Genomic DNA, 7,103 nt, shown 5'->3' on the forward strand with positions numbered 1-7,103 from the left:
CGCAGCGTATCCACCTTGTCCCGTTCCTCTACGGCGATGTAGAGATGCTCCAGTCCGCGCGCCGTCTTCGTATCTGGATCGATCCCGATCTCGGCCGGATCGTTCATCACCTTGGAGGCCAACGCCCGCGTCTCCGGTCCGATTGTCGCGGACAGCATGACGAGCTGGCGGCTTCGCAGGGCGCTTGCGATAATCTTCTCCAGCTCGCCCGCGCCGCCGAGCTGGAACATCTGGTCCGCCTCGTCAAGAACAATCGTGACGACCTCATGCATCTTCAGCTTGCGCAGCCCGATCAGCTCCCGCACGCGCCCTGGCGTGCCCACGACCAGCTGCGGATGCTCGCGCAGCCGCTCGATCTGGCGGCCTATCGCTGCGCCGCCGATCAGTCCGAGCACGCGGATGCCGCGTCCCTCGCCATAGCGCTCCGCTTCGCGCACAATTTGTATAGCCAGCTCCTGGGTCGGAGCCAGCACCAGCTTCTGAACCGTTCTCCGCTCCGGATCGATTCGCTGCAGAAGGGGCAGCAGGTAGGCCAGTGTCTTGCCCGTTCCGGTCTGGGAAGCGGCCAGCACATCCCGGCCCTCCAGCAGCAGCGGAATGGTCTCTGCCTGAACCGGAGAAGGAGAGGTGATGCCGAATTCCGACAATCGGGCTTCAAGGTCTTCCTGGATGCCGATAGCCGCAAAAGAAGCTTTAGTCATAGGGAAATTCATCCTTTTCACTGTATAGTATTCATTCATTATATGCCAAAAAGACCTGTCCACCAAATGGAAGGCCCTCCTGTTCATCTTTATGTTATTTCCGGTTCAGCATCTTATAGGACAGCTTGTCCGCCAGCCGGGGAAACAGCCCGTACAGGCGAATGCCTACGGCCGCGAGGCGCGGCAGGTCGAGTTCTTCCTTGCCCTTCTCCATCAGCTTCACCATCCGCTTGGCGACATACTGTGGGCTCATTATAAAGCCGCCCACGTTCTTGATGTAGCTGCCGGACGGGTCTGCAACGTTAAAAAAATTCGTCTCAATCGGCCCCGGATTAACCGCCGACACAATGATCCCGCTATGGCGAAGCTCCTGGCGCAGCGCGTTCGTGAAGCCGAGGACCGCATGCTTCGTTGCGGAATAGGCTGTTGCCCGTGAGGTTCCGAGCTTCCCGGCCATCGATGCCACATTGACAATCTGGCCGCTTCCCCGCTTCAGCATATGCGGAACTACCGCCTTGGTGCACCTGACGATGCCCAAATAATTGACGTTCATCATTTGATCGAACTCTTCGACCGCCATCTCCGTCAAACCTTCGAACTTGCCGTAGCCTGCATTGTTGAGCAGAATATCGACTCTTCCGTAAGCCGCAAAAATCTTGGCGAATGTCTCTTCCACATCTTCGGACCTACTCACATCACAGCGGTAAAGTCCATATTTGCCCGTTATCCCTGCCGCCGCGGTCTTCAGCTTATCCTCTGACCTGGCAAGCAGCACCGGAATGGCTCCGCGCTCTCCGAGCAGCTGCGCCGAAAGCGCACCTATGCCGCTGGAAGCGCCTGTGATGACTGCGACTTTACCCTTAAGCTCCACCCTGGACAATCAGCTCCTTCTTACTCAAGTGACTGCAATCTCTTCATTATTCTAAGAGATCATCACCTGAATATCCAGTTCGCCGATTCCGTCCATAACGAGTGGGATGCTGAGCGCCTTGCGGGGCAGGAATGCTACCAGATTTTCCGATTTCATAACTTGGGGAGGCGTGATATCAACCGTGACGCCCTGATTGGACAGAATGGTGCTTGCGTTGCCGCTGATCATGTTGCCAAGCTCGGAAATGGCGCTTTGCCCCATCTCGTCCATCTCGGAAATGGGATAGCCGCCCATCATGGCCGATACCATGCGCAGAGCCACATTTTCGGCGATGCCGAAGACAATATCCCCGCTTATCTGCCCCGTCATTCCGATTTTGATCCATATATGATTATCAATAAGATCAATCTCTTTTACACCCAAATTACCGGCTGACGGCGACACTTGAATCACTTGTTCAATTACGACGCACGCAGATTTTAAAAACGGATTAATCACTTCGGCTTTCATTAAGCGCTGTGCCTCCCTTTACCGGACTTAAGTCATAACCCAAAAGACCTACAACGATCTGGGTATATTATATCTTATATATCGGTACAATTCACCAAAAATTAAGGACTGCCCCGACTAAAATAAAGAAAGGGGTGTGCGGTATCATTGCCCTGCCGGGTAGAATCTCCTATAATTTAATCAAATGCCAACATTCGGCGTAAACTATGTACATAAACGATAAGTCAACAAAGAGTTGGCCAAGGGAGGTATTCCATGAACATCAGCCAACTGGAGACGCTTATCATGATCTCCAAAACGTTGAGCTTCCGCAAGGCGGGAGAACTGCTCAATCTGACCCAGCCGGCAGTTTCCGCGCAAATCAAGAGCCTTGAGGAAGAGTTCAAGACCCAACTGGTGGACCGGAACCAGCCCGTTACGCTGACGGACAAGGGGCAAGTATTCCTAACGCATGCGGAGCAGATCGTAAATATCGTCGACGATTTGAAGCAGAGGCTGGCCGATCTGGACGAGACGCCCCAGGGCCATATCATTCTGGGAACGACGACCTCCATCGCGATTCAGATTCTGCCGCGCATTCTTTCTTATTTCCAGGATCAATTTCCTCATATCAAAACGTCCATCCAATCCATGTCCTCTACCCAGATATACCAGCATGTTGATAACGGCCTTGTCGATGTCGGCATCGGCTACCTGATCGGAGACAGCCCCAGCATGACCACCTCCACTCTCTATTACGACACTTTTGAGCTGGTCGTGTCTCCAAGGCATCCGCTGGCCGCGAAGCCGGGAAGAGCCCGCGTCGAGGTGCTGGGCGAAACTCCGCTCATCCTGCTATCGCCCGATACGGTCGGACGGATGTTTGCCGAAGAGGTGTTTGCCAAGCACGGCATCCAGACTCATGTCATCATGGAGCTGACCAGCAGCGAGGAAGTGAAGCGGATGGTGGAGCTGGATCTGGGCGCAGGCATTATTTCGAAGCAGTCGGTGGCGGAAGAGGTAAAAGCCGGGACTCTTAAGATCATTCCGATTATGGAGCTTGAAGTGACTCACCCGGTAGGCGTCATCACCAAATCAGGTAAATATGTCAACTCTGCCATGCGGCAGTTCCTCAGCGATCTCAAGGGAATGCCGGAGACGCAGTTCATCGGATCGGAATAAGACGGCATCATCTAGATAATCTGGCCTAAGGAGATGTTCTTTCAATGAAATTTGACCTGCATACTCATCATTTCCGCTGCGGCCACGCTGACGGAAACATACGGAACTACGTTGAGGCCGGCATTAAAGCCGGGCTTGAAGTCATAGGCATTTCGGATCACACCCCCTATTTCGGAGATCCGAGCGATCAAGCTTTTCCGCATATTGCCATGGCCAAATCGGAATTCGCCGCTTATGTCGAAGAAGTGCTCGCCTTGAAAAAAGAATATGAGGGCGTGATCGACGTTCTGCTCGGCATCGAATCCGACTATTTTCCGGAGCATGTGGAAGCGTACCGGAAGATTCTGGACGCCTACCCTTTTGACTACATCATCGGTTCCGTTCACAGTACGGGGGGTGTGAGTATTTTTAACAAAGGGCGATGGAGAGGCCTCGAAATGAAAGAGAAGATTGCGATCAAAACGGAGTATTACCGGCTCATCTCCGAGTCGGCGCGCAGCAGCATGTTCCAGATTCTCGGCCATATTGACGCCATGAAGGGCAACTATCCCGATTTCTCGAACATTCCCGCTCCAGGTCCGATTGACGATTGCCTGAAGGTCATTGCGGACTGCGGTGTAGCGATTGAGATCAACACCTCCGGCAAAACAAAGCTGAGCGGCGGCTGGTACCCGTCGGACGACATCCTGGAACGGGCGCTGCGCTACGGTGTGCAGGTAACGTTCGGCTCGGATGCGCACAAGCCTTCACGGGTGGGCGACGAGCATGAAGCAGTCGCGGCCCGGCTGAAGGAGATCGGCTTTAACTCCTGGGTTTATTACAAGCAAAAGCAGAAAATAGAAGTACCTCTATAAGAACCGGATAATCCTTGCGAGCCGGAGAACGTTAGCATATAAATAAGACCGGTTGGAAAAAGACAACAGCGGCAGTTCGGGAGACTTTACCAGGTCCCGGCTGCCGCTAATTTTTTACTCCTGCTTCTCATCCGCAAAATTCAAACCTTTGTCCGCCATTGCCCGCCGCAATTGATCCAGCGCTTTCGGCCCCATCCCATGCAGTTTCAGAAGCTCCGCTTCGCCCGCCTTCGTAAGCTGCTCCAATGTCAAATATCCGGCCCCCTGAAGCGCGCGTCTAGCCGGTTTGCTCAGTTTTTCGGGAAGACCGCTTTGAGTACCGGCTATATCTTGTTCCTCCATCTGCTCCCTCCTTTCCCTGTTGCATTTATTATACCTTTTCCACTGCGGATGATTATCGGATCGTTAAGATCTGCGGCCGAATCATTCCCGCTCAAGTACCCTGAATATGGACTTGCTCGGCTGAGGCGCATTGACAAGACGAAAAAATCGAAATAAAATTGGTAACACCAATATTGGTAATACCAATTTTTATTTTTATACAAAAGAATAGGAGGAAGGCGTTATGGAAACCTTCTGGGCTGGTATGGACGATATGCATTCGGAATGGATTGACCATGGTCCTTTTGGCGAGAGGGGGACCGCCTTGTGATAACTCCTAAACTCCGCAACACCGCTTTGCTTGTCGCCGGTTGTTATTTTATGGAGAATCTGGACAGCACCATCGTTACAACGGCAGTTCCCGCGATGAGCCGGGCACTTAATGTCTCTTCGGCCCAAATGGGGCTGATTATTACCGCATATATGGTCACTTTGGCCGTGTTCATCCCAATCAGCGGCTGGCTTGCCGAGAGGTTCGGGACCCGGCCTGTATTTCTGTCGGCCATCGCTATCTTTACGCTGGCTTCGATTGCCTGCGCCTTGTCACCGAGCCTGGAGGCGCTTGTCGCTGCGCGGGTGCTGCAAGGATTCGGGGGTGCGATGATGGTTCCGGTCGGACGGGTGGTTGTGATTAAGCACACGGAGAAACGCGATCTGCTGAAAATCATGTCTTATCTCGTCTGGCCCGGGCTGATCTCCCCTGCCATCGCCCCGCTTGCGGGCGGACTCATCATCACTTACGCCTCGTGGGAATATCTGTTCCTGATCAATATTCCTCTTGGCATTGCCGGATTTATCGCCGCCTGGAAGCTGATCGACGATGCCGCTGAAGCGGCGTCGCCCAAGCTGGACGTTACCGGAGTGGTGCTGACGGGAATTGGGGTAGGCGGATTGACTTACGCAGCCCATGTGCTCGCGGACTCCGGGGCCGCTTGGAGCCGAGGGCTGCTGCTGACAGCAGTCTTCCTTGTCGTCGCCGCTGCCGCCGTAAGGCATCTGCTGACCGCCTCCCACCCGATTGTGGAGCTGCGAATTTTGAAAATTCCGACTTTTCGCGCTTCCCAGTTCGGCAGCTCCATGTACTGGATGATGGTCGGTTCCGCGCCTTTTATGCTGACACTGCTGTTTCAGAACGTCTTCGGCTGGAGCGGGGTGCTGGCGGGAGGCATTGTGCTGTTCATCTTTGTCGGGAACATCGGCATCAAGCCGGCGACGACATTCCTGCTGAACCGGTTCGGCTTTCGCCGCGTTCTGATCATCTCGACGTCAATCGGTGCTCTAACCATGATTCTGAGCGGACTGATCACTCCGGCTGTTCCGGTCGTGCTTATCGCCTTGCTCACGCTGGTCAGCGGCATCGTCCGGTCCACGGCGCTAACGGCTTATTCCACGATGGCGTACAGCGATATTTCGCCGGAGAACACGCGCCATGCCAACGCGCTGGCGGCGACCACGCAGAATCTTGCCGCCGCCTTCGGCATTGCCTCGGCAACGGTGGCGCTGCGCGCCGGGGAACCGATCGCGTATTTTGTGACCGGCTCTTCCAGCGTCTCGGGACCTTATACCGTCTCCTTCTTCATCCTGGGCATCATCGCTTCATTTGCGGCGCTGGGGGCGGTACGGCTGGACCCAAGCGCCGGCAACGCTTTGCGGCGGAAGCAGCCTCAAGTAAGTCTGAATAAGCAAAGAAGAAGCGGCTAAGATATAAAAAAATGGACCCGATTTCTCGGGTCCCAAGCAATCTATATTCTCAAAAGGGGGTCATGTATACAGTTTACCCCATCACTGTTAGAGTTTGATAACGGTATTATTTCATTTGTGTAACAAGATATAACCGGGTATGGCTGCTATCCTTCCATCCGGCGCAGCGTAAATACCGTCAGCTCCGGCCGGCACATGAACCGGAATGGCATGTAAGTCTCGCCAAAGCCCCTGTTGACATACAGCATCCTCTGATCCCCGACCGTGTATAAGCCGCTGACATACTTGACCGACCCGTCCGGCACAAAGGGAGCGCCCATAAACGGAATGCGAATCTGTCCCCCATGGCTGTGTCCGGACAGCTGGAGCTGAATGGAATACTCCTGCACAAAATCCGCATAATCCGGCTCATGCATGAGCAGCACCGTGAATGTGCCCGGCGGAATGCCGCCCATCGCCGCCTTCGGATCGGGGCCTGGGCTGTTGATCAGATAATCCTCCATCCCTGCAACAGCAATGGATTCATTCCCTTTTCGGATAAGGGCATGCCTATTACGCAGCACTTTAAATCCTGCAGCTTCCAGCAGACCAACCAGTATCTCGGCATGCTTGTAATCATGATTGCCAAGCACTGCAAATTTGCCCAGCGGAGCAGTCAGACCGGCAAACAGAGGAACGGACTCCTCCAAATCCTCCGGATAGCTGTCGACGATATCGCCGCTGAAGCAGATGAGGTCCGGTTCCGCTTCCCGGATATGGCGTATCAGCCGCTTTACATCCCCGGCATCCTTATTAAAGCCTAGATGTACATCGCTGAAATGGACAAGCTTCAGTCCTGAAAATGAAGCGGGAAGCTCCTTCCACGCAAGCGTTAGGCGGCTAATATCCAGCCAGCTCGGCTCACCCTTCCAGCTGTAACCGCCG

General features: G+C 54.1%; 8 protein-coding genes. 3 read left to right on the plus strand and 5 right to left on the minus strand.

Annotation, left to right across the window (positions count from 1 at the left end; genetic code table 11):
- From L691_RS0106125 to L691_RS0106135, 3 genes are all read right to left on the minus strand, one after another.
- Nucleotides 1–701: DEAD/DEAH box helicase (locus tag L691_RS0106125; protein ID WP_025689420.1), on the minus strand; the 701-nt coding region annotated here is incomplete at its 3' end.
- A 94-nt stretch (nt 702–795) separates the two neighbouring features.
- Entirely contained in the window at nt 796–1,572 is a 777-nt protein-coding gene (locus tag L691_RS0106130) for an SDR family NAD(P)-dependent oxidoreductase (protein WP_025689422.1), read from the minus strand.
- Between the two features lie 51 nt (nt 1,573–1,623).
- Nucleotides 1,624–2,082, minus strand: coding sequence for a chemotaxis protein CheX (locus L691_RS0106135; RefSeq protein ID WP_025689423.1), 459 nt, complete (start codon nt 2,080–2,082; stop codon nt 1,624–1,626).
- Nucleotides 2,083–2,337: 255 nt separating this feature from the next.
- Here L691_RS0106135 and L691_RS0106140 point away from each other — a divergent pair, with 255 nt between their 5' ends.
- Both L691_RS0106140 and L691_RS0106145 read left to right on the plus strand, forming a co-directional pair.
- Nucleotides 2,338–3,243: a LysR family transcriptional regulator gene (locus L691_RS0106140; RefSeq protein ID WP_025689424.1), complete on the plus strand. Its 906-nt coding sequence runs from the start codon at nt 2,338–2,340 to the stop codon at nt 3,241–3,243.
- Nucleotides 3,244–3,287: 44 nt separating this feature from the next.
- The gene (locus L691_RS0106145; RefSeq protein ID WP_025689425.1) at nt 3,288–4,097 is read left to right on the plus strand and encodes a histidinol-phosphatase; all 810 of its coding nucleotides are present in this window, start codon (nt 3,288–3,290) and stop codon (nt 4,095–4,097) included.
- 114 nt (nt 4,098–4,211) lie between these two features.
- On the opposite strand, the gene L691_RS0106150 is transcribed toward L691_RS0106145, so the two are convergent.
- Nucleotides 4,212–4,439 (minus strand): helix-hairpin-helix domain-containing protein, encoded by a 228-nt coding sequence (locus L691_RS0106150; RefSeq protein WP_025689426.1) that lies wholly within the window; start codon nt 4,437–4,439, stop codon nt 4,212–4,214.
- 306 nt (nt 4,440–4,745) lie between these two features.
- Here L691_RS0106150 and L691_RS0106160 point away from each other — a divergent pair, with 306 nt between their 5' ends.
- Complete coding sequence (locus L691_RS0106160; protein ID WP_025689427.1) at nt 4,746–6,179, plus strand: MFS transporter; 1,434 nt, start codon at nt 4,746–4,748, stop codon at nt 6,177–6,179.
- A 146-nt stretch (nt 6,180–6,325) separates the two neighbouring features.
- Here the strand turns inward: L691_RS0106160 and L691_RS0106165 are convergent.
- The coding region (locus tag L691_RS0106165; RefSeq protein WP_025689428.1) for a metallophosphoesterase at nt 6,326–7,103 on the minus strand (778 nt) is incomplete at its 5' end.

It is taken from the genome of Paenibacillus zanthoxyli JH29 (assembly GCF_000520715.1).
GTDB lineage: Bacteria > Bacillota > Bacilli > Paenibacillales > Paenibacillaceae > Paenibacillus_AQ > Paenibacillus_AQ zanthoxyli.